We start from the raw sequence: 20,074 nt of genomic DNA, 5'->3' as shown, positions 1-20,074 counted from the left end.
TTAATAACAGATGGCAGAATTGTAATAGACTTCTGAACATAGAATAAAGTAAAAGGTTTCATTATAGATCTTCGAGTAGCAACAAATATAGGTTTTTTGAGCTACTTCCATAAGTAAGAAAGTCTTTATCTTCTAAAGTCTTGAAATGTTTGATAGTAGTGATGTTGGTAGGAATTCTGTCTTTGTTGTTATTCTTGATACCTCTTAAGCCTTCTCCGATATTTTCAACAAATTGACTTGTAGTAGCGTAGATGACAAAGTTGGCAGGTAAATCTCTTAGCCTCTTTTCGGCAATCTGGTTGGATGAGATCAATAGAGAGCCATCTTCTGCGATGAGATATTCGCAAGTAGACAGAAAATACTCGCTTTCTGATGGTTTTTTAGAATCCTGAAGCCCAAAATCCTTAAAAAGTTCTTTTAGTCTTGAATCGAGTAAAAAAACGTTCTTGTCTTCCCAATTATTTTCTTGAATAATCTGTTTTAAGGTCTTGTAGATTTCTTCCATATTTTCACAATACAGAAATTTCCCACCATTAGCCTTAAAATTTATGGTAAATTTTTCGTCTATAGGTAGCTTGATTTCAGGCATATATCTGCCTCTCTCTTCGCTTTTTATGCTATCTTCTGGCGTGTTTTTCAAGCCGAAAATTTTACGAAATAGACTCATGTAGTAGGTGCTATAAACCTAGGTTTTTCCCTAGTTTTAATAATGATTACCTCAAATATAAAAAAACTTAAATTAACATTTGATTAATTTAAGTTTTTTATATGTATTTGAAATACTGGATTTAATTTATAGGCTTATCATTTTTGATGTCCTCAACGGGAACCTTGATTTCTTCAGAGATAACCGTTGATTCATTTTGGATTCTTTTACGTTCTAACACATCCTTTTCAAAAGGTCGCGTTCCAAAAATGCGTTCTAAATTATCTTTAAAAATAACTTCTTTTTCAAGTAACTCTTCAGCTAATTCTGTCAATTTATCCTTATTCTCTTCAAGGATTTTGATGGCACGTGCATATTGTTCTTCAATGATCGCAGAAATCTCCTTATCAATCAATTCAGCAGTTTGCTCACTATAAGGTTTAGTGAAACCATATTCAGATTGTCCTGAAGAATCGTAGTAGGTTAAATTCCCCACTTTTTCACTCAATCCGTAAACCGTAACCATGGCACGAGCTTGTTTTGTAACTTTTTCCAAATCGCTCAAAGCACCGGTAGAAATTTTATCAAAGATCACCTTCTCGGCAGCACGACCACCAAGAGCGGCGCACATTTCGTCAAGCATTTGCTCTGTTCTTACAATAAGGCGTTCTTCTGGTAAGTACCAAGCGGCACCTAAAGAGCGTCCTCGAGGTACGATAGTCACTTTTACCAAAGGTGCTGCATGTTCCAGCATCCAACTAATGGTTGCGTGTCCAGCTTCATGAAAAGCCACTGCGCGTTTTTCGTCAACAGTAATGATTTTATTTTTCTTCTCAAGACCGCCTATAATTCTATCTACGGCATCTAAGAAATCTTGCTTATTTACAGCTTTTTTACCTTTACGAGCCGCAATTAAAGCCGCTTCGTTACAAACGTTGGCAATATCTGCCCCAGAGAATCCAGGTGTTTGTCTGGCAAGAAAATCAATGTCTAGATCTTCAGCTTTCTTAATCGGTCTTAAATGGACCTCAAAAATTTCTTTACGTTCTACAATATCCGGAAGGTCAACAAAAATCTGTCTGTCAAAACGGCCCGCACGCATAAGTGCTTTATCTAATATATCAGCTCTATTGGTTGCCGCAATAACAATCACGTTAGTGTTGGTTCCAAAGCCATCCATCTCAGTTAATAACTGATTCAAAGTGTTTTCACGTTCATCATTAGAACCTGACATCGCATTTTTACCTCTAGCACGACCAATAGCGTCAATCTCATCAATAAAAATGATAGAAGGCGATTTCTCTTTGGCTTGCTTAAATAAATCTCTAACTCTAGAAGCTCCTACCCCTACAAACATTTCCACAAAATCAGAACCAGACAATGAGAAGAACGGTACTTTCGCTTCTCCTGCTACTGCTTTCGCCAATAATGTTTTACCAGTGCCTGGAGGTCCTACTAAAAGTGCTCCTTTAGGGATCTTACCACCTAAAGATGTATATTTTTCAGGAGTTTTTAAAAAGTCTACAATTTCTTGTACTTCTTCTTTCGCACCTTCCAATCCGGCAACATCTTTAAAAGACGTCTTTACATCAGTGTTTTCATCAAACAACTTTGCTTTTGACTTTCCAATATTGAAAATCTGTCCGCCAGCACCGCCGCCGCCGCCTGATGACATACGTTTCATTATAAAAATCCAAACACCAATAATCAGTACAAATGGTAACAGACCTAATAGGAAATCTCCCCAAACATTTTGTTCGGTCTCAAAAGTAACTTCTGTGTTGCTCAGGTTGTTTTCACTAATAATAGTTCTGACTTCTTCTTGAAAAAGTGCCAAATCACCAAATTCAAACCTATAGTTAGGGCCAGGTGTTACCGTGGGAAGTATATTGTTTGGTTTGGTACCCTTATGGGTATCAGTGTTTAATGCTTCTTCCGTCAAATAAACCTTGGCTTCTCTGTTATTGACTATTTCAACTTTGGCAACATCGCCTCTTTGCAAATAATCAAAAAACTGAGAAGGGGTGGTGCTTTTTGCATCCTGTCCGCCAAAACCTCCTGAGAATACTTGTACCGCAAAAAAAGCAGCAATCACCAAACCATAAATCCAGTAAGGACTTAACTTTGGTTTTTTGTTTAAATTTTTATTTTCTTTTGACATTAATCTTTTTTTAGTAACTAGTTTCTATAACGGTTGTTTTAGCGTCCCCCCAGAGGCTTTCAATATCATAGTATTGTCTAATATGCTTCTGAAATACATGCACTACTACATTGACGTAATCCATTAAAACCCATTCCGCATTTTCACTTCCTTCAACATGCCAAGGATGATCTTTAAGTGCCTTACTGACTTTCTTTTGGACGGCATTAACAATGGCGTTAACTTGTGTGTTTGAGTTTCCATCACAAATAATGAAGTAGTCACAAACTGTATTTTCAATCTCCCGTAGATCGAGAATTTTTATATCGTTTCCTTTGATGTCTTCTATACCAGCTATGATGGTGGTAATCAGTTCATCTGAGTTATTATTTTCTTTCGCCATTAATTTGAATTAAATTTGTGCAAAGTTATTATAATTTTAGTTGTTTTAAGCCTTAAAATCTCATAAGAAAATTATAATTTATCCAAAGCTTGCACATGCGTATTATCAAACTTGATGCCATTGATTCGACCAACACTTACTTAAAAAAGCTAAGTGTGGCAGGGGGTGCTGAAGACGGCTTAGCAGTAGTGGCTAAATTACAAACCCAGGGTAGAGGTCAAATGGGGACGGTTTGGGACTCTCAGGAGGCTAAGAACCTTACCTTTAGTGTGTTTAAGGATGTATCGTTTTTACAGCTTACCCAACATTTTTATATCAGTATGGCCGTGTCATTAGCCGTTTATGATGGCTTAAACAGCTTAGGAATGAAGGATATAAAAGTGAAATGGCCTAACGACATTTTGTCAGACAATAAAAAGATTGCCGGTATTTTAATTGAAAATGTCATTAAATTGAATGTCATTACGGGGTCTGTAATTGGGATTGGATTAAATGTGAACCAGACGGATTTTACGGGATTACCGTCAGCAACATCCTTATTATTGCTTTCAGGTCAAGTTTATAATTTGGATGAAGTGTTGGATGCTGTTTTAAAACAGATTGAAATTCACTTTAATTATTTGAAGACTAAACAATTCAAGGTCTTAAAAGCCAAATACGAATCGCAGTTGTTTAGAAAAAATAAACCTTCAACATTTAAAAATGCTGAAGGTTCAGTGTTTTCTGGATACATTATTGGAATATCAGATAATGGTCAACTCTTAGTACGAGTAGAGGGCAATATCATTAAAAGTTTTGATTTTAAAGAAGTCGTGCTGATGTATTAGTTAATTGCTTTTGGCATATTGCCCACTAAAGTTTCAATAAATTTAGATATAGGGCCTTTAATCATCATGCCCATCATAGCGTTAAAATCGCCTTCAAAAGTCAGCTTCACTTCACTTTGATCATCCCCAGTTTCTCGAATATCGCCAGTTAAAGAGAAATCTAATTTTCCACCAGCGGCTCCCAATACAATCTTATGAGGTGCCACAGCATCTTTTTTCTTCAATACAATTTCCGGCATTCCCTTAAGGGCAAATAAAAACTTATCCTCACCCAAAACTTCAAATTTACTGATGTTCTCAGGCATTAATTGTTCAAAATTTTTTACGTCTGACAAGAAATCGAAAACTTCCTGTGGGTTTTTCTCAACGGTTACTTTAGGTGATTGTAAATTCATTATAGTATGTTGTTTTTTTTAATGATTAAATTTTAGTGGACATCAAAAAAAGAATATACACTAATTTGAAATGGTTATATCTCAAAGAGCATTCCATTCACTAGGACTAGCGTTCCATGCTGCTAAAACTTCTTGTTCTTTAGTAGTAATGTACTTAGTGTCTAATGCTTGATCTAAAAGACATTCGTAGTTGCTCAGTGTGTGCAAAGTAACGTTCGCTTCCTTAAAGTTGTTAATCGCCACTCCAAATCCGTAAGAGAAGATCGCAATCATACCTTTAACATTAACGCCAGCTTCTTGAAGAGCTTTAACGGCATTAAGGCTGCTGTTTCCTGTGCTGATCAAATCTTCGACCACCACTACGTTCTGTCCTTTTTCGATATAGCCCTCAATTTGGTTTTGGCGCCCATGGCCTTTAGCTTCTGGTCTCACGTACACAAACGGCAGTCCTAAATATTCCGCTACCAAAACACCTATACCTATGGCGCCTGTGGCCACACCTGCTATAACATCTGGTTTGCCATAGTGTTGCTCAATATGTTTTGCCATAGTTTCGCGCACGTAATTGCGAATGGGCGGATAGGAAAGGACAATACGATTGTCACAATATATTGGAGATTTCCAGCCAGAAGCCCAGGTAAACGGTTGACTTGGCTGAAGTTTTATCGCGTGAATCTGCAATAGCAGCTCTGCGGTTTTTTTAGCGGTTTGTTTATTGAAAATCATGATGCAAAATTAAACAAATTTATAGATTTTAAATTCAAAAAATTACTGAAAAAATTACTGAAAAAATTATTTTCAAAATTGCTGCTGTCATTCAAAAAATTATATTTTTACAAATTCAATATTTTGACGAAGGAAAACATGTATAAAGTTTTTGTTAATGACAAGCCTATTATTCTCACGACAAAAGTCAGAAAAGAGAAAGATTTCAAAAACTATCTTTTGAGTACCGTAAATATTGGAAAAGTCATCAAAGAACTCAATATTTCTGATATAGAAGGTGTTCGATTGATTGGTAAAAGTGAGGATAAACTTTTGAAATCATTTCTTAAATTATTGCCCAATGTAATTGCGGGTGGTGGGAAAGTTTTTAATGATAAAGGCGAAGTGCTCTTTATTTACAGAAATGATAAGTGGGATTTACCAAAAGGTAAAATAGAAGGGAACGAGAGTATTGAAGAAACCGCATTACGTGAGGTGGAAGAAGAGACAAAAGTCAACGGATTAAAAATTATCGCCCCTTTAGAAACCACCTATCATATTTTTAAGCGCAATGGCAGACATCAATTAAAAATCACTTATTGGTTTGAAATGAAAACTGCTTACAACGGGTGTATGGAGCCTCAGGAAGATGAAGGTATTACAAAAGTAGAATGGCTCAATCCGAAGCAAATTAAAAATGCGATGGACAATTCTTATGCCAATATTAAGATATTGGTATAACTTAAAATTTAAAGTTTATTGTAAGTGTGTCAATCAGAGTTGCTGAACTACACTGTTTAACTTAATAATTTATTCGAGAAATAATAGAGCATGTGTTCCACACCAGAGTATTTATTTTGTTCTTCTTTAATATCTGTAAGCTTTGGTAAATGTTTGGCAAAGTAGAGATGATCATTTGACATTTCAAATAAACTACTAGCTAGTGCGTAGGGATATTCAAATTTTGGATTGATTTCCAAAATCACGTCGGCTACAGTTGTAATGAGCTGCTGGTAATTCTTAAAAAAACCTTTTCCATTTTCCCTATCTACTTCTTTGGTTCTGTACGCCTTGGTGCCCTCGGCAATGATAATATTGTGTAGTTTGTTCTCATCAATATATTCCGTACTCGGGTTGTCTACAGATGCAGAAACAAAAGAATGTATGATAATTTCAAGTTTCTTTTGTGGATTGTCAATATTCATTGTATTTATTTTGATAAGATAGGATACCCATCCCCAGTACCAAGCAACCAGATAGAGGAGCAATGCGTGCTTGTTTTCAAAATAACGATAAACTGAAGCTTCGGTGGAGCCCATTTCAAGTGCCAATTTTTTGAAATTGAAAGCCTCAAAACCTACTTTATCAATAAGTAGAATACTATGCTTTAAGATATTTCGCCCCAATGGAGAGTCTTGTGGATCTTTTAAATAGATGCCATCGTTTAAGGATATTTTAATTTCTACTGACATAATTGAATCTTAAAGGTACAAAGCTAAACAATTATAAATGAAAGGTTGACATAGTTATCTGATATAAATACTTTTTTAAATANNTATTTAAAAAAGTATTTATATATTTGTAGCAAAATATTGAACATATATTTAAAAAAACACAACATGAAAACAAATAAAATTACATTATCGCTTGCAGTACTAATTTTAGGTGGCACCACCATGCTCTTCTCATGCAAGGAAGATCCCAATACAATTGAAGAATCGACGACCGTTCAGAACTCCTTGGAAGAACAAGAAGTAGTGACCCATGTCATGACTAAGGAAGATCAAGAAAAACTCACCCCACAAATGGTCATAGACGATTTAAAAGCGGGCAACGAGCGTTTTATTAACCAGCGCGCTACAAATCGAGATCACAGTGAGCAGGTAAGAAAAACAAAAACAGGGCAATACCCTAAAGCCATTATTCTTAGTTGTGTGGATAGCCGCGTGCCTGTGGAAGATGTGTTTGATCAAGGCATTGGCGATATATTTGTTGGTCGTGTTGCCGGAAATTTTGTAAATACTGACCAATTGGGAAGTATGGAATTTGCAACGAAAATTGCAGGAGCTAAGCTGGTGGTTATTATGGGCCACGAAAACTGTGGTGCCGTTAAGGGCGCTATTGATAAAGCTGAACTTGGTAACCTAACCTCTTTGTTACAAAAAATTCAACCTGCCGTAGCGGCGGTTGAGGAGCCAACTGAAGCTTCTCAGAGAACTTCTAAAAACGCAGTTTTTGTAGATGCGGTAATAGAGAAAAATATACTGCTAAACTTAGAAGAAACCCTTGTCCAAAGTCCTGTGTTGGCAGAAATGGTTGAAAATGGAGAAATAAAAATTGTAGGTGCCAACTATGATCTTTCAACTGGAAAGGTTGTCTTTTTGAATGAATAGATTATTGAGCGGTCAAAACGATCAGTGCATCTTCCATATCAGTTTTGAATCAAGTTGACCGCTCTTTTATTATCTAGTTAAAGGTAAAAACCCTGCTCCCGATAGCTATCGGGATCCATTGCAGTTACTTTAGTTTCTATAAATTTTTAAGGATATTTTGTCATTTCGACAGAGCGAGGAACGAGTGACGAGAAATCTTATAATATTGAGATTCCTCTTCGTGCCTCATTCGGAATGACAAACTATTTTCAGAAAAGAATTTCATTCTTTTGTTTAAAACTATGGGTTTCAAATCCATAGTGGTTTATTTTTCAATTCTTAAAATGTAAAGACATCAAACAAAATACATTGAAAACTTTTACTTCTTTGATTTATTTCTATTCCTTATTAAGATTTTAAGCTTGAATTTAACAGAAATATGAGTCTTTCTCATCTCAAAAAAAACATTTTCAAACATCACAGTACCTTTTTTAATTTTTTAAACTCAAGCCATGTTAGTCAAAAAAATCCTAACACCTTTTCAGAAATTCACTAAAATTGAAAGTTTTAGCGGCATATTATTAATTGTTGCTACTATTATTGCGCTAATTTGGGCAAATTCACCATTTTCTGACAGCTATGTTTCGCTTTGGAATAGTAAAGTAGGATTTAGCTTTACAGGGTTTGAACTTTACAAACCTTTGCTGTTATGGATTAATGACTTACTCATGGCCATCTTCTTTTTTGTGATTGGTTTGGAAATAAAGCGTGAGTTTTTGATTGGCGAGCTGAACACCACCAAAAAACTGGTTTTCCCACTCGTTGGTGCTTTAGGTGGTATGATTTTGCCAGTCGTATTGTTTATAATCATTAACCAAAATCCTGAAACTGCCAAGGGCTGGGGCATAGCGATGGCTACAGATATAGCCTTTGCATTGGCAATTCTAAAATTACTTGGCGATAAAGTCCCGATGGCCCTCAAAATTTTTCTAACGGCCTTCGCTATTATTGATGATATGGCCGCTGTCCTTATCATTGCCGTTTTTTACAGTGGTAGCATACAAATACTAATGCTTGTCCTCGCTCTAGGGCTTTTGGCTATGCTTTATTTTCTTGCCTATAAGGGTGTTTATTCAAAGTTTGTATTAATTGTAGTAGGTGCTATGGTGTGGTTTTTATTTTTGAAGAGCGGACTACATCCTACAATTGCAGGAGTCTTATTGGCATTTTCAGTTCCGTTAAGACAAAACATAAATACGACAACTTTTGTGACCTCACTAAATGCTATTTCAGATAATATCAAAAGCAATCCAGAAAAATTAAGTCCCGTGCTTTCTGAAATACAAATTCAGGAAATCGACAACCTTGAAGATTGGACAGCAAAATACCAATCGCCATTACAGCATTTGGAACACCGCTTGCACAATTGGGTAGCCTATTTTATAATTCCTCTTTTCGCTCTAGCCAACGCTGGAGTAGTATTGAATACAGAAATTTCGTTAGAGCAATCGCTTATTATTACAATAATCATCTGTTTAGTTGTAGGAAAGAGCGTTGGAATTACCTCTTTAATATTTTTAGCAAAAAGAATGCGCTGGATTGCAATTCCTACAGGAATAAATGGGCGTCATATAATAGGAGTTTCCTTTATTGCTGGTGTAGGCTTTACAATGTCCATTTTTATTGCAAGTCTCGCTTTTGCTACTAGGCCTGAATATCTCGACTCTGCCAAAATAGGTATTCTCATCGGGTCCTTGTCTTCAGCATTGATTGGTTATTTTATCTTGGCACGTAACTCAACCAAAAAACCACATCTTAAAAGTAATATCTTTGAAAGACCTTAATTAGACGCTTATTTTTGCTGGAGTCTCAAGCTGATCCTTATATCTCCTGCAATAATATGACCAATAGGAAAGGAGCAAGGATCCCTACTCTATATTGAAAAATATGAAAATTGAAATGTGCTCAAAACACAACCTCACTTAATCCGATAAACAGGATACTGCAAATGCGCCGTTTCATAATTGGAACTCTGCTTATGTAGCCAATCCAATTGGGCATACCAATTTTTTGAGAAATCTGGTTCTGCTTTCTTTTTGGCTTCAAAAGTCCCTTTTAAATCTGCATTATTCATTAATAATTCGGCAGCCATATCTTCCCAGACATAAGGTGAAAAACCTTCTTTTTGCTGCAGAATCGTGTCAAAGAAATTCCAATTAAAAAACGAATCGGGCGCCTCCGGTTCTAAAGTTTCCATCAAATATCTAAAGGCTTTTTGATTGGTTAAAATATAATAATCGCCCTTTTTAAACCTTATATCACGATTGACGGCAACAATTTTTGTATCGTAATGTTGATAATGTCCTTCATAAGCTTCACTCCGAGTTTGGTAGCTGTTTATTTTATAGCTTTCAACTCTAATCATGCTGTCCTTTTCAAGAACTCTCATCTCAACTTGGTTTAATTTTAAAAGGTCAATAACAGACCACCAGCCTTGAGGAATGATATAAGCTTTTGGTATGGTGACTTGAATAGTTGGCTTAAAATAATTTTGATACGCTACTTCTTTGGTAAATGGTTTATTCCGATCATAGTGTAGTCGGTTACTTCCGGTAATAGCACTAGGGATCATCTTGCCTTCATAGCCCTTAAATTGCAGCGTAGAAGCTTTGGTTGTGTCTACAGCCCACGCTAATGGATAGGTTTTGATGGCTTGTAATTCTTTGATGGCATGCGCGCGCAAATCATTAATTTTTTGATGGTCTCTCTCTATAATGTCCATCATGCTTTTCATCAATTCGTAAGTGCCTTCAACCCGGGGCTTGTAGGCTTTGAGCATATGGGTTTCTACCATCATCCCTAAGGTATTGAACAAGGCCGTATAGCCTGTAGAATAGCGCGGCGAATCATTAAACTGACTAAAGCCTGCTTCAGGCACTTCATTAAAGAGATTGACATACGGGGTAATGTCCCAATTTTTGTCCGCTAGGTTTTGCTCTAGAGTCGGCATCATTTCGGTATGAAGATAGCGTCCCAACGCGCCACCCAATTTATTGTGTTGTGTAAATAGATGGGTTATGGTGTATTGATAGTCGGCGCCATTACTCACGTGATTATCAATAAAAACCGCCGGTTGCACCAAGTGATAGATTTGCGTAAAAGCACGTGCATTTTTAGTGTCGGCTTTAATAAAATCTCTATTCAAATCGTAATTTCTAGCGTTGCCTCTAAAACCATATTCTTTTGGCCCATCTTGATTGGTGCGCGTGGTGGTATTCCTGTTTAAACTTCCACCCACGTTATATATGGGAATTGTTACCAGCACCGTATGCTTTGGACTGTCCATTTTTCCTTGTGCCAAATCTCTGAATAATAGCATGGTTGCGTCAATACCATCCGGTTCTCCGGGGTGGATCCCGTTATTGATCAGCATGATTTGTTTTGTGTTCCTGATCATTTCAAAGTCGAAGATCCCATCTGGATTATAGGTGACCATGTGCAAAGGTTTACCAGAATCTGTCATGCCCAAACTGTCCAATTGAATTTCTGGATTGGTGTTTGCCAGTAATTTGTAATACGTAATGACTTGTTGATAGGTGCCTGTTTCAAGTCCGTTACTTTTTTCAAAAACCGTCAGAAAATCTTGTGATGGATTTTTGGTTTGGGCAACTACAAAGAGTCCTATTAAAAGGAAAAAAAAGTGGTTTTCATTAAGAATTGGTTTCAATTACAATTAATTGTCAATTAATGCTAGAACAATCACATTAGAAACCATCAATCAAGTTTTGACATTAAGTTCTATACGGTTTACCACTATACAGGTCGCATCCGTTTTAAATACTGTTTAGGCCAAAATAACGAGGCAATTTTTTAGGAATTAATGATTGAAAATGTCTACTATATTTGTCCTGAATTAAAAGCACATATGCTTCCAAAATTAGTCAATTTAAACTAATTTTGGAAGCATAAAATCAACTTCAATATGCAACAAACCACAAATACAATCTTAATGATTCGTCCCGTAAATTTTAGGATGAACGAACAAACGGCGGTCAATAATTATTTTCAGGAAGATTTAGATATAAAAAATTCTGAAATCAACAAAAAAGCACAAGCCGAATTTGATGCGTTTGTTGATAATCTGAGGGCTGTAGGTGTTAATGTAATTGTGGAAGAGGATGATAAATTGAATGACACTCCAGATTCAATTTTCCCAAATAACTGGGTTAGTTTTCATGAAAACGGAGATTTGGGGTTGTATCCAATGTTTGCGGAAAACCGTAGAAAAGAACGTCGCGAAGATTTGTTTTTACGGTTGGAAAAAGAAGGTTTCGAAATTAAAAATATCATTGATTATACAAGTGCCGAAGAAGATCAGCTTTTTCTAGAAGGCACCGGAAGTATTGTCTTGGACCGTGTTAACCGAAAAGCGTATTGCGCGTTATCAGCCAGAGCAGATGAAGACCTGTTTATAGAGTTTTGTGAGGATTTTGATTACCACCCAATCATCTTTACGGCCTATCAAACTGTGGACGACCAACGTTTGCCAATTTACCATACCAATGTGATGATGTGTCTTGGTGAGACTTTTGCAGTGATATGTTCAGATAGTATTGACGATAAGAAGGAACGCAAAAGTGTGTTGAAGCATCTTAAAGAGGATGGCAAAGAGATTATTGCGATAACAGAGAAACAAATGCACCATTTTGCAGGCAATATGTTGCAAGTAAGTGGGGCGGAAGGAAAATGTTATTTAGTCATGAGTAAAGCGGCGCACGATAGTTTATCAACAGCACAACTTGAAAAGCTGTCCTCGTATTGCGATATCCTGTCAAGCGATTTGGAAACTATAGAGACCTGTGGAGGTGGAAGTGCACGCTGTATGATGGCGGAAGTCTTTTTGCCAAAAGCATAACAAGTTTTAAAGTCTGTAGTGGCCCACTTCTACCTTTTTTGGCTTAGTTCTCCACTTTAACCTTAGGGAGTTCTACATAAAATTTCGTGCCTACATTGGGAGTGCTTTCTACCCAAATACGCCCATTATTAAGTTCAACCAATTCTTTGCAGATGGTCAAACCTAAGCCAGTGCCTTTTTCATTTTGAGTCCCTACGGTGGTGAAATTATTATTCTGAAACAGTTTAGAGAGGTTCTCTTTTGAAATGCCCACACCGGTATCTTCCACACAAATCAGGGATTTCCCGCCAACATCTCTATTGGAAACTGTAATAATGTCGCCCACACGACTGAATTTTACAGCGTTGGTAAGGAGGTTTTGTATGATAATTTCTACCATACTCTTATCCGCATAAATAAAATCTTCTTGAGATTCATCTATAACCACAATGCGTTTTTGCTCCACTTTTTGATCTACCAAATTGAGCTTGCTGTGAAAGATATCTTGAATATTAAAAAGCTCAGGTTTGGGTTGTAAGCTTTGCATTTGAGATTTAGACCAATTTAATAGGTTGAAGAGTAATAAGGATGCATTATTGGCATTTTCACTCAATTCAGGAATCAATTCATTAAATTCTTCTCTACTGATACTGTCTTCATTTAATAAGTCTAGAAATCCTTTGATGGAGGAAATGGAGTCTTTTAAGTCATGGGAAACGATAGAAAATAGTCGGTCTTTAACTTTGTTTATTTCTTCTAGATGATGTGTCTGTTCTAAAATAGCATCGTTTTGAAGCTGAATTTGCGCATTTTTTTCTTCAAGTTCTCGGGTGTATTTAATTGTATTTTTTCTTTTTAAGTAAATCAATAGTAAAAAGGTCAACACCCCCAAAAAACCAACAATCAAAGCATAAGAAAGGAGTTGTAAATTTTTTACCTGTTTTGTATTGTTCGAACCCTTATCGCCCGATGGCATATAAAGCGCTTCATTTTCAGCTTCAGTACTCAAAGATTCTTCAATTGAATCTGTATTTATAGGAATTTGGGGTTGGTTCTCGAGTTCCAAATATTGTTTAAGGTTAAAATACTCTCTTTGCCAACGGAAAGCGTTTTGAAATCTCCCTTTTGAAGAGTCCAAAGTCATTAAGAGTTTGTAGTTTTTTAAAAGCTCCTCTTGGTTTTTTGCACTTTTTGCCAATTCATGCGCTTCATATATTTGGCGTTCTGCAAGTCGGGTTTTGTTTTGTTTAAGATTCAAAGACCCGATAGAGTTTAAGGCTCGTAAAATTCCTTCGGAATCATTAATGGCCCTATTGTACTTTAAGCCTTCTGCCAAATATTCCGAAGCCTTGTCATACGCCTTAATGTTTAAATATTCTTCTCCAATGCGTGGTAAAACTTCTCCTTTTAGGGACTGATCGGTTTGCAGATTGATCATAGCTAACACATCTTCATAATAATCAATCGCCTTTCGGTGTTCTTTGCGCTTAGAATATAATTCCGCGATATTTTTTGTCGACATTTTAATGCCAGTACTATCCTGCAGTCGCTCGCTTACGCGAAGTGCCTTCAAATTAAATTCAAGTGCCTTATCAACTTGATTGGTATTGTAATAGGCTTCTGCCAAATTATTATAAGCCAAGCTAAGGTCTTCATAAAGATTGCGCTCTTCAAATATCCGAATGGCCGATAGTGAATTTACCAATCCGGTACTGTAATTCCCTCTTTTGATTTCTACAAGTCCAATACTATTGCTTACTTTGGCAATACCTAGCGTATCTTTAAGTTGTTGATATATTTTTTTTGATTTATTAAAATGGTCAATGGCGTTGAAGTAATCATTTTTTTTGGCATAGATAAGCGCCTTAAAGTAATTGGCCTCTGCCACACCTTTAGGATAGTTTGTAGATAGAGACAGCTGCTCGGTCTCAGAAATATACAGGAGTGCCTTTTGATACTCTTCAGCTTTGTATAGCGCTTTGATGAGGTGGATGGACGTATCTACTTTGGAAGAATTTTGCTTTTGATAAGCTAATTGTATAGCGAGACTATCAATCTCTCTGGTTTGGGAATGACCATAAAAGACAGCAAAAAAGGCAGCCAACGCGATTAACCGTTTCATTTTTTTGCAATTAGTTATAAATTGTAATGTTGATGTGAGTTGAGCTTGCCTTGAGGGAGAGGTGAGGCACGTTCACAAAATACAATAACAATGCTGTTAAGGATTCTTTTTAGATTTATCAACGTTTTTTGGGACCTTGATTAATAGCTTCACCAAAAATGGATAAAAGGGTTTCAAAAAGCTAATTTTTAGGTCTTACTGCCAATTTATTAGTTAAAGTGACTACAAGCTTTTAAGGAGAAAACAAGTTCTCCGATGAATGGTAAATATCCTAGAAAAACGACACTTTCATCCATAAATGAGCAAGACTCATAAGTTGTGTTGAGATGGTTGATTAGCGTGTTTAAAATCAATAGAACGGATTAGAGTTGGATCCACTTTTGGTTTCCTATAAAAATTCACTTTTATTGATAAGAACGTTCAATTCCTATTGAACGGAAGTTTAGGGGTGTCTGGTTACATTTATCATCTTATAGCCATTCACAATTATACCGTTTTACCTCCTAAAAATTTTAATTAAAATCCTATCTTTGCACACTTAAATTTAACATGAGATGAACCTTCAGGAAACCATAATACATCAGGTAAAGAAAGTAGTAAATGATATTTTTGACGCCAATTTAGAGTCGGTAGAATTACAATCTACCCGAAAAGAATTTGTGGGCGATGTGACGGTGGTTATTTTTCCAATGTTGCGCGTAGTAAAAGGGAATCCTGTACAAATTGGCGAGCAAATTGGTCAATATCTCTTGAGAAAACTTGAAATAGTCAAGTCTTTTAACGTGGTTAAAGGATTTCTAAATATAGAAATTGATCCTGTGCATTATCTTGAGATTTTTGAAACAATTAAAGATAATGACAACTTTGGATGTGTAGCCGCTCAGCCAGAAGATAAAGCCGTTATGGTAGAGTACTCTTCGCCAAACACCAATAAACCTTTGCATTTAGGGCACATCAGAAACAACTTATTAGGTTACAGTGTTGCCGAAATACTGAAAGCTTCTGGCAAAAAAGTCTATAAAACCCAGATCATTAATGATCGTGGTATCCATATTTGTAAAAGTATGTTGGCGTGGAAACGCTTTGGAAATGAAGAAACCCCAGAGTCCTTTGGGTTAAAAGGGGATAAGTTAGTAGGCAATTATTACGTTAAATTTGATAAGGAATATAAGAAAGAAATTCAAGACTTAATCGCTCAAGGTAAAACTGAAGACGAAGCTAAAAAAGAAGCGCCTATTTTAATTGAAGCCCAAGAAATGCTCCAAAAATGGGAAGCTGGCGATGCAGAAACGGTGGCGCTCTGGGAAACAATGAATGCTTGGGTTTACAAAGGTTTTGAAGAAACATATAAAAACTTAGGCGTCGATTTTGATAATTTGTATTACGAAAGTCAAACCTATCTTTTAGGAAAGGAATTTGTGGCAGAAGGGTTGAAATCAGGTGTGTTTTTTAAAAAAGAAGATGGTTCAGTGTGGTGTGATTTAACAGAAGATGGTTTGGATGAGAAAATTGTCCTACGTTCTGATGGCACTGCGGTGTATATGACCCAAGATATTGGAACCGCTATCCAACGTGTGAAGGATTTTCCGGATGTTGGCGGAATGGTTTATACTGTTGGTAACGAACAGGAATACCACTTTCAGGTGTTGTTTTTAATCATCAAGAAACTCGGTTTTGAATGGGCTAAAAACTTATTCCATTTAAGTTATGGAATGGTCGATTTGCCTTCAGGCAAAATGAAGAGTAGGGAAGGGACTGTTGTTGATGCTGACGATTTGATTGTTGAAATGGCACAAACGGCTGCAGAAATTTCAGTAGAGTTGGGTAAATTGGAAGGCTATTCTTCTGAAGAAAAGTCAGAACTTTACAAAGCTATCGGACTTGGGGCTTTAAAATATTACATTTTAAAAGTCGATCCTAAAAAACGCATTCTTTTTGATCCAAAAGAATCCATCGATTTTCAAGGAAATACGGGTCCGTTTATTCAATATACCTACGCCAGAATTCAATCCATCCTAAGAAAAGCCGATGCTAACGCATCTTTAGATTTAAAATCAATTGAGCTTCATCAAAAGGAAAAGGAATTGATCAAACAACTCTTGTTATTCCCAGAAGTGATACAAAATGCGGCAGAAAATCATAGCCCAGCGTTAGTGGCAAACTATACGTATGATTTGGTAAAGGAATTCAACTCTTTTTATCAAAATGTCTCTATTTTAGGTGCTGAAAATGAAAACGAAAAAGCCTTCAGAGTAGCGTTGTCTCGTAAAGTTGCCGTGACAATTAAAAAGGCCTTTGGTTTATTAGGTATTGACGTTCCTGAACGTATGTAATTTATTCAGCCCTTAGGTTTTATAAATAGACATCAAAATTGTAAATTTGCAACTCAAAATTTAATTTTTGCGGTTTTTATAACTGCAAACTGAACACTGAAACCCTATGTTTAATAATTTAAGTGAAAAGTTAGATAAAGCCTTACACGTCTTAAAAGGACATGGAAGCATTACTGAAGTCAATGTTGCTGAAACCTTAAAAGAGGTGCGTAGAGCATTGCTGGATGCCGATGTTAACTTTAAAATTGCCAAGGAATTTACCAACACGGTAAAGGAGAAAGCGTTGGGTCAAGATGTATTGACATCATTACAGCCAGGACAATTGATGGTAAAGTTGGTCAAGGATGAACTGACGGAGCTTATGGGTGGTGACGCTGAAGGTCTTAACCTTTCAGGTAACCCAAGTGTAATTTTGATGTCTGGTTTACAAGGGTCGGGTAAAACAACCTTTTCTGGAAAACTGGCGAACTACCTTAAAAATAAAAAAACCAAAAAACCTTTATTGGTAGCCTGTGATGTGTACCGTCCTGCTGCGGTTGATCAATTACATGTTGTAGGAGATCAGATTAACGTTGAGGTATATAGTGATAAAGGAAATAATGATCCTGTAGCTATTGCAAAAGCCGGTATTGCCCACGCTAAAGCCAATGGACACAATGTGGTAATTATTGATACCGCGGGTCGTTTGGCTATTGATGAGGCCATGATGAAAGAGATTGCTAATATTCATGAAGCCATTCAGCCACAAGAAACATTATTTGTTGTTGATGCCATGACGGGGCAGGATGCGGTTAACACTGCAAAAGCCTTTAATGACATCTTAAATTTTGACGGTGTTATTCTTACCAAATTAGATGGTGATACTCGTGGTGGTGCCGCTATTTCAATTAAATCTGTAGTCAATAAACCGATCAAGTTTATTGGTACAGGTGAGAAAATGGAAGCTATAGACGTGTTCTATCCATCCCGTATGGCTGATCGTATTTTGGGGATGGGAGATGTGGTGTCTCTTGTTGAACGTGCTCAAGAGCAGTTTGATGAAGAGGAAGCCCGTAAACTTCAGAAGAAAATCGCTAAAAATCAATTTGGTTTTGACGATTTCCTGACCCAAATTCAGCAGATCAAAAAGATGGGGAACATGAAAGACCTTATGGGTATGATTCCTGGTGCTGGAAAAATGATGAAAGATATTGATATTGATGATGATGCCTTTAAAGGCATTGAAGCAATTATCCATTCGATGACGCCATTGGAAAGAACCAATCCATCGGTTATTAATGCCACTAGAAAAAAACGTATTGGAAAAGGTTCAGGGACTTCCGTACAAGAAGTGAATCAGCTTTTAAAACAATTTGACCAAATGAGCAAGATGATGAAGATGATGCAAGGTGGCAAAGGAAAGGCCATGATGCAGGCTATGAAAAATATGAAATAGTTATCAGTTGGCAGTTCTCAGTTGGCAGTTCTCAGGTGGCGGTCTTCAGTAAAGCGTCTGTCATAATAGAAATAATAATAAATAGAAATGTGCGTCTCTGCGGATAGTTAGTTCGTGTAGCCGTGGATAATAATAAAATACAAGAATGGTTCTACTAGACGGGAAAAAAGTAAGCAACGACATTAAAAATGAAATTGCTGAAGAAGTAAAGAAAATGAAGGCCAATGGCGAAAAAGTGCCTCATCTTGCTGCCATTATAGTAGGAAATGATGGCGCCAGTTTGACTTATGTAGCCAGTAAAGTCCGTGCTTGTGAACGGGTTGGATTTGACTCTACTATGGTCCGTTTATCCAACACTACAAGTGAAGTAGAATTGTTGGATAAAATTCACGAATTGAATAACAACCCTGATATCGATGGTTTTATCATACAATTGCCATTGCCAAAACAAATTGACACTCAAAAAGTCCTCTTGGCAGTCAATCCTGATAAAGATGTAGACGGTTTTCATCCGATGAATTTTGGAAGGATGGCATTAGATATGTCCACTTTTATTCCAGCAACACCTTTTGGGATCTTGGAATTGTTGGATAGATACGGTGTAGATACGCAAGGAAAACATACGGTTGTTATTGGCCGTAGTCATATTGTTGGACGCCCGATGAGTATTTTGATGGGTAGAAAAGGCTTTCCGGGAAACTCAACTGTAACCTTAACGCATAGTCACACTAAAAACATCACCCAAATCACTTCCCAAGCAGATATTATTATTTCTGCATTGGGCGTTCCGAATTTTTTAAAGGCTGAAATGGTTAAAGATGATGTGGTGATTATTGATGTGGGGATCACGAGAGTACCAGATGATTCTACAGAAAAAGGATACCGCATAACGGGCGATGTCGATTTTGAAAACGTCAGTAAAAAGGCGAGTTTTATTACGCCTGTTCCTGGTGGTGTAGGACCAATGACCATTGCCATGTTACTTAAAAATACACTATTGGCGAGAGAACGTCAAATGAAATAAGTCTCTCAGCTTATGATCACTTTAATGCTTTCTATGGTGCCCTTGGTTCTTGAAAGGGTTGTTATTGGAAGCGTCGAGCACTGGATGCCGGTGCTTATTGGGCTCCTACTTGGAAGCGGTTTGATAGTTTATGCCAGACAGAAGCTGAACAAACAACAGCAGGAGTTCTTAATCCATGTTTTGGCCGTTGGGATGTCTTTGACGGTTATTAGTTTTCACCTGCATCAATATAGTTTGGGAACTTATAATATCCAGAACGATTTGCCCTTGTATTTGTGCAGTCTTTTGGCAATTTTAATGCCTGTATTTACGCATTTCCGAAAGTACTGGATGTATGAAATTTTGGTGTTTTGGATTATTGCAGGCACAGTTCAGGCCATTATTACACCAGATATAGCTACTGGTTTTCCGACCTTCAATTACTTCAGATATTGGGCAGTGCATTTAGGACTTTTGACAATTATATTCTACGCCACGTTGGTGTTCAAGATGGCACCTAATTTCAAAAGTATCTTTAAATCTATTTTTGCGCTTCAGGTTTATGTAGTGCTGATGGTTGTGACTAATTATCTTTTGAACGCCAATTACTTTTATTTGAATGAAAAACCGAAGTCTGCATCTTTATTAGATTATTTTGGAGAATGGCCGCTGTATATCATTGTCGTGCAGCTTATTCTAATTCCGTATTTCTTAATCATCTACTTACCATTTTATCTAGTACAAAGACGTTCTAAAACAAAAAAATAGACCCAAAAAAAAGTTTTAGGTCTATTCTGAT

17 protein-coding genes are annotated in these 20,074 nt (G+C 36.7%); 9 read left to right on the top strand and 8 right to left on the bottom strand.

Translation table 11 applies throughout. The features are described from left to right. Positions 1 to 61 precede the first annotated feature (61 nt). The 3 genes from JEM65_RS11655 to rsfS all read right to left on the bottom strand — a co-directional run bounded on the left by JEM65_RS11655 (position 62) and on the right by rsfS (position 3,189). Positions 62 to 667: an LUD domain-containing protein gene (locus JEM65_RS11655; protein WP_199599645.1), complete on the bottom strand. Its 606-nt coding sequence runs from the start codon at positions 665 to 667 to the stop codon at positions 62 to 64. A 121-nt stretch (positions 668 to 788) separates the two neighbouring features. Further along, on the bottom strand, positions 789 to 2,807 hold the full coding sequence (gene ftsH / locus JEM65_RS11650; RefSeq protein ID WP_199599643.1) for an ATP-dependent zinc metalloprotease FtsH: 2,019 nt from the start codon (positions 2,805 to 2,807) through the stop codon (positions 789 to 791). Positions 2,808 to 2,817: 10 nt separating this feature from the next. Continuing rightward, positions 2,818 to 3,189 carry a ribosome silencing factor gene (gene rsfS / locus JEM65_RS11645; protein ID WP_199599636.1) on the bottom strand — a complete coding sequence of 124 codons (372 nt, stop codon included), beginning with the start codon at positions 3,187 to 3,189 and terminating at the stop codon, positions 2,818 to 2,820. 95 nt (positions 3,190 to 3,284) lie between these two features. Between rsfS and JEM65_RS11640 the strand changes: the two genes are divergently transcribed. After that, a complete protein-coding gene (locus JEM65_RS11640) occupies positions 3,285 to 4,016 on the top strand; it encodes a biotin--[acetyl-CoA-carboxylase] ligase (protein WP_199599631.1) in 732 nt (243 codons plus the stop codon). Here JEM65_RS11640 and JEM65_RS11635 read toward each other — a convergent pair. Together JEM65_RS11635 and pyrE are read right to left on the bottom strand one after the other, a co-directional pair. Further along, the gene (locus tag JEM65_RS11635; RefSeq protein ID WP_199599629.1) at positions 4,013 to 4,411 is read right to left on the bottom strand and encodes an SRPBCC family protein; all 399 of its coding nucleotides are present in this window, start codon (positions 4,409 to 4,411) and stop codon (positions 4,013 to 4,015) included. The genes JEM65_RS11640 and JEM65_RS11635 overlap by 4 nt on opposite strands. An 81-nt stretch (positions 4,412 to 4,492) precedes the next feature. Beyond that, entirely contained in the window at positions 4,493 to 5,137 is a 645-nt protein-coding gene (gene pyrE, locus JEM65_RS11630; RefSeq protein ID WP_199599627.1) for an orotate phosphoribosyltransferase, read from the bottom strand. A 138-nt stretch (positions 5,138 to 5,275) separates the two neighbouring features. Here pyrE and JEM65_RS11625 point away from each other — a divergent pair, with 138 nt between their 5' ends. Further along, on the top strand, positions 5,276 to 5,857 hold the full coding sequence (locus JEM65_RS11625; protein WP_199599749.1) for an NUDIX hydrolase: 582 nt from the start codon (positions 5,276 to 5,278) through the stop codon (positions 5,855 to 5,857). Positions 5,858 to 5,913: 56 nt separating this feature from the next. Here the strand turns inward: JEM65_RS11625 and JEM65_RS11620 are convergent, their stop codons facing one another. Further along, entirely contained in the window at positions 5,914 to 6,588 is a 675-nt protein-coding gene (locus JEM65_RS11620) for a TetR/AcrR family transcriptional regulator (protein WP_199599625.1), read from the bottom strand. 147 nt (positions 6,589 to 6,735) lie between these two features. On the opposite strand from JEM65_RS11620, the gene JEM65_RS11615 reads away from it, so the two are divergent. Both JEM65_RS11615 and nhaA read left to right on the top strand, forming a co-directional pair. Beyond that, positions 6,736 to 7,509: a carbonic anhydrase family protein gene (locus JEM65_RS11615; protein ID WP_199599623.1), complete on the top strand. Its 774-nt coding sequence runs from the start codon at positions 6,736 to 6,738 to the stop codon at positions 7,507 to 7,509. Between the two features lie 491 nt (positions 7,510 to 8,000). Beyond that, positions 8,001 to 9,332, top strand: coding sequence for a Na+/H+ antiporter NhaA (gene nhaA, locus JEM65_RS11610; protein WP_199599621.1), 1,332 nt, complete (start codon positions 8,001 to 8,003; stop codon positions 9,330 to 9,332). 134 nt (positions 9,333 to 9,466) lie between these two features. On the opposite strand, the gene JEM65_RS11605 is transcribed toward nhaA, so the two are convergent. After that, positions 9,467 to 11,173: a M14 family metallopeptidase gene (locus JEM65_RS11605; protein WP_199599747.1), complete on the bottom strand. Its 1,707-nt coding sequence runs from the start codon at positions 11,171 to 11,173 to the stop codon at positions 9,467 to 9,469. Between the two features lie 297 nt (positions 11,174 to 11,470). Between JEM65_RS11605 and ctlX the strand changes: the two genes are divergently transcribed. Further along, the gene (gene ctlX / locus JEM65_RS11600; RefSeq protein ID WP_199599619.1) at positions 11,471 to 12,403 is read left to right on the top strand and encodes a citrulline utilization hydrolase CtlX; all 933 of its coding nucleotides are present in this window, start codon (positions 11,471 to 11,473) and stop codon (positions 12,401 to 12,403) included. Between the two features lie 43 nt (positions 12,404 to 12,446). Here ctlX and JEM65_RS11595 read toward each other — a convergent pair whose 3' ends face one another. Next, entirely contained in the window at positions 12,447 to 14,504 is a 2,058-nt protein-coding gene (locus JEM65_RS11595; protein ID WP_199599617.1) for a tetratricopeptide repeat-containing sensor histidine kinase, read from the bottom strand. 554 nt (positions 14,505 to 15,058) lie between these two features. Here JEM65_RS11595 and argS point away from each other — a divergent pair. The 4 genes from argS (at position 15,059) to JEM65_RS11575 (ending at position 20,043) form a co-directional block, all read left to right on the top strand. After that, positions 15,059 to 16,837 (top strand): arginine--tRNA ligase, encoded by a 1,779-nt coding sequence (gene argS, locus JEM65_RS11590; RefSeq protein ID WP_199599615.1) that lies wholly within the window; start codon positions 15,059 to 15,061, stop codon positions 16,835 to 16,837. A gap of 106 nt (positions 16,838 to 16,943) precedes the next feature. Continuing rightward, complete coding sequence (ffh, locus tag JEM65_RS11585; protein ID WP_199599613.1) at positions 16,944 to 18,272, top strand: signal recognition particle protein; 1,329 nt, start codon at positions 16,944 to 16,946, stop codon at positions 18,270 to 18,272. 145 nt (positions 18,273 to 18,417) lie between these two features. After that, positions 18,418 to 19,296 (top strand): bifunctional 5,10-methylenetetrahydrofolate dehydrogenase/5,10-methenyltetrahydrofolate cyclohydrolase, encoded by an 879-nt coding sequence (locus tag JEM65_RS11580; protein ID WP_199599611.1) that lies wholly within the window; start codon positions 18,418 to 18,420, stop codon positions 19,294 to 19,296. Between the two features lie 12 nt (positions 19,297 to 19,308). Beyond that, the gene (locus JEM65_RS11575; RefSeq protein ID WP_233530629.1) at positions 19,309 to 20,043 is read left to right on the top strand and encodes a YwaF family protein; all 735 of its coding nucleotides are present in this window, start codon (positions 19,309 to 19,311) and stop codon (positions 20,041 to 20,043) included. Positions 20,044 to 20,074 lie beyond the last annotated feature (31 nt).

Source organism: Gelidibacter salicanalis, assembly GCF_016469035.1.
In the GTDB taxonomy this organism is placed as follows: Bacteria; Bacteroidota; Bacteroidia; order Flavobacteriales; family Flavobacteriaceae; genus Gelidibacter; species Gelidibacter salicanalis_A.
The sequence above is the reverse complement of the archived record's forward strand: the minus strand, read 5'-3'. Positions and strand labels throughout refer to the sequence as shown.

What these genes read in the sequence shown, in the direction of transcription:
- JEM65_RS11655 (WP_199599645.1), bottom strand. Translation starts at nt 667, where the DNA reads ATGAGTCTATTTCGTAAAATTTTCGGCTTGAAAAACACGCCAGAAGAT.
- ftsH (WP_199599643.1), bottom strand. Translation starts at nt 2,807, where the DNA reads ATGTCAAAAGAAAATAAAAATTTAAACAAAAAACCAAAGTTAAGTCCT.
- rsfS (WP_199599636.1), bottom strand. Translation starts at nt 3,189, where the DNA reads ATGGCGAAAGAAAATAATAACTCAGATGAACTGATTACCACCATCATA.
- JEM65_RS11640 (WP_199599631.1), top strand. Translation starts at nt 3,285, where the DNA reads ATGCGTATTATCAAACTTGATGCCATTGATTCGACCAACACTTACTTA.
- JEM65_RS11635 (WP_199599629.1), bottom strand. Translation starts at nt 4,411, where the DNA reads ATGAATTTACAATCACCTAAAGTAACCGTTGAGAAAAACCCACAGGAA.
- pyrE (WP_199599627.1), bottom strand. Translation starts at nt 5,137, where the DNA reads ATGATTTTCAATAAACAAACCGCTAAAAAAACCGCAGAGCTGCTATTG.
- JEM65_RS11625 (WP_199599749.1), top strand. Translation starts at nt 5,276, where the DNA reads ATGTATAAAGTTTTTGTTAATGACAAGCCTATTATTCTCACGACAAAA.
- JEM65_RS11620 (WP_199599625.1), bottom strand. Translation starts at nt 6,588, where the DNA reads ATGTCAGTAGAAATTAAAATATCCTTAAACGATGGCATCTATTTAAAA.
- JEM65_RS11615 (WP_199599623.1), top strand. Translation starts at nt 6,736, where the DNA reads ATGAAAACAAATAAAATTACATTATCGCTTGCAGTACTAATTTTAGGT.
- nhaA (WP_199599621.1), top strand. Translation starts at nt 8,001, where the DNA reads ATGTTAGTCAAAAAAATCCTAACACCTTTTCAGAAATTCACTAAAATT.
- ctlX (WP_199599619.1), top strand. Translation starts at nt 11,471, where the DNA reads ATGCAACAAACCACAAATACAATCTTAATGATTCGTCCCGTAAATTTT.
- JEM65_RS11595 (WP_199599617.1), bottom strand. Translation starts at nt 14,504, where the DNA reads ATGAAACGGTTAATCGCGTTGGCTGCCTTTTTTGCTGTCTTTTATGGT.
- argS (WP_199599615.1), top strand. Translation starts at nt 15,059, where the DNA reads ATGAACCTTCAGGAAACCATAATACATCAGGTAAAGAAAGTAGTAAAT.
- ffh (WP_199599613.1), top strand. Translation starts at nt 16,944, where the DNA reads ATGTTTAATAATTTAAGTGAAAAGTTAGATAAAGCCTTACACGTCTTA.
- JEM65_RS11580 (WP_199599611.1), top strand. Translation starts at nt 18,418, where the DNA reads ATGGTTCTACTAGACGGGAAAAAAGTAAGCAACGACATTAAAAATGAA.
- JEM65_RS11575 (WP_233530629.1), top strand. Translation starts at nt 19,309, where the DNA reads ATGATCACTTTAATGCTTTCTATGGTGCCCTTGGTTCTTGAAAGGGTT.